This is a genomic window from Streptomyces sp. RPT161 (assembly GCF_027533845.1).
Classification (GTDB): Bacteria; Actinomycetota; Actinomycetes; order Streptomycetales; family Streptomycetaceae; genus Streptantibioticus_A; species Streptantibioticus_A silvisoli_A.
In genome coordinates this window covers 1-2360 of the sequence record NZ_JAPZVN010000058.1, presented here as the reverse complement: position 1 = coordinate 2360, position 2360 = coordinate 1, and the positions used below count along the sequence as shown (strand labels likewise).

1 protein-coding gene is annotated in these 2360 nt (G+C 70.6%); it reads left to right on the top strand.

All coding sequences use genetic code 11. The annotated features are described in order from the left end of the window. A partial coding sequence (locus O5O46_RS34840; protein ID WP_443072703.1) for a type I polyketide synthase occupies nucleotides 1–2360 on the top strand: 2360 nt, incomplete at both ends.

Here is a 2360-nt window from a genome sequence, read left to right as displayed (position 1 = left end):
ATCTGCATGAGTTGACGCGTGAGTGTGATCTGTCGGCGTTCGTGTTGTTCTCCTCGGCGGCGGGTGTGTTCGGGAACGCGGGTCAGGGCAACTACGCCGCGGCCAATGTGTTCCTGGACTCCCTTGCCCAGCATCGGCGTGCGTTGGGTCTGCCCGCGGTCTCGTTGGCCTGGGGTCTGTGGGCCGATGAGGGGGGCATGGCTGGTGAGCTCGACACGGCGGACCTCGACCGGATGAACCGCGGCGGCGTCTCCGCCCTCAGCACCGCAGAGGGCCTTGAACTTTTCGACGCCGCACACGGTTTGGCCGACGAAGCTCTCCTCGTCCCCCTGCGGTTGGACACCGCCGCACTTCGCGGCGGCGCCGCCGTACCGCCGTTGCTGCGCGCACTGGCCGGTACGACCGCGCGTAGGACCGCCGCGCAGAGTGCGGAACGCAACGGCTCGCTGGCGCGGCGGCTCGCCGCCCTGCCGACGGCCGAGCAGAACGCCGAACTGCTGGCGCTGGTGCGTACCCAGGTCGCGGCCGTGCTGGGTTACTCGGGCGCCGACGAGGTCGGGCCCGACCGCTCGTTCCGTGAGTTGGGCTTTGACTCACTGAGCGCGGTCGAACTGCGCAACCGGCTGGGCGCCGCCACCGATCTCCGGCTGCCCGCCACATTGGTCTTCGACTACCCGACCCCGAAGGTGCTGGCCGAGTTCCTGCGCACCGAGGTACTGGGTGCGGCCCCGGCAGCGTCCGGCAACGCCGTGACGGTCGTCGCGGCCGACGACGAGCCGATCGCCATCGTCGGCCTGGGCTGCCGCTACCCCGGTGGCGTGGAGACCCCTGAAGACCTGTGGCGGCTGGTGATGGACGGCCAGGACGCCATCGGGGCGTTCCCCACCGACCGCGGCTGGAACCTGGACGCGCTCTACGACGCGGACCCGGACCGCACCGGCACCAGCTACGCCCGCGAGGGCGGCTTCGTCGACGACGCGGCAGGTTTCGATCCGGCGTTCTTCGGCATTTCGCCGCGCGAGGCCGTGGCGATGGACCCGCAGCAACGCCTTTTGCTGGAGACATCCTGGGAGGCGTTCGAGCGGGCCGGGATCGACCCGGCGACGCTGCGCGGTAGCCGTACCGGTGTGTTCGCGGGCGTGATGTACCACGACTACGCCTCGCGGCTGCCGGTGCTTCCGGAGGGCGTCGAGGGCTTCCTCGGCACCGGAAACGCGGCAAGCGTGATCTCGGGCCGGCTCTCGTACACCTTCGGCCTTGAAGGCCCGGCCGTCACCGTGGACACGGCGTGCTCGTCGTCGCTGGTGGCTCTGCACCTGGCGGTGCAGGCGCTGCGCAACGGCGAGTGCGAGCTGGCGCTGGCGGGTGGCGTGACGGTGATGGCGACACCGGCGCCCTTCGTGGAGTTCAGCCGTCAGCGGGGTCTTGCGGCGGACGGTCGCTGCAAGGCCTTCTCGGCGGACGCGGACGGCACCGGGTGGTCCGAGGGCGCGGGCGTGCTGCTGGTGGAGCGGCTGTCGGACGCGCGGAAGAACGGCCACCCCGTACTGGCCGTGGTCCGTGGCAGCGCCATCAACCAGGACGGTGCCAGCAACGGTTTGACCGCGCCGAACGGTCCTTCGCAGCAGCGGGTGATCCGCCAGGCGTTGGCTAACGCTCGGCTCACTGCCGCCGAGGTGGACGTCGTGGAGGCGCACGGTACGGGCACCACGCTGGGCGACCCGATCGAGGCGCAGGCGCTGCTCGCCACTTACGGGCAGGAGCGGACTGCCGACCAGCCGTTGTGGTTGGGCTCCATCAAGTCCAACTTCGGGCACACGCAGGCGGCGGCCGGTGTGGCCGGTGTGATCAAGATGGTGTTGGCGATGCGGCACGGTGTATTGCCGCGGACGCTGCATGTTGATCAGCCGTCGCCGCACGTGGACTGGTCGGCGGGCGCCGTGTCGTTGCTGACCGAGGCACGGGAGTGGCCGGACTCCGGGCGCCCGCGTCGGGCCGCGGTGTCCTCGTTCGGCTTCAGCGGAACGAACGCGCACACGATCATCGAGCAGGCACCGACCGCTGAGGACGAACACCCGAGTGGGCCGGTGACGCTTCCGGTACTACCCCTGGTGGTGTCCGGCAAGAGTGAGGACGCGCTGCGTGCGCAGGCGGAGCGGCTGCGGTTGCGAGTTGCGGAGGACGAGAACCTTGAACTGGCTGATGTGGCCCACTCGTTGGCGACCACGCGGGCAACACTGGACCGACGCGCGGCGCTGATCGCCAGCGACCGGGCCGAGCTGCTGCGCGAACTGGAGGCTTTGGCGGCGGGCGCCACCGCCCCCGGTGTGGTGCTGGGGACTGCTTCGGCGGGTCAGACG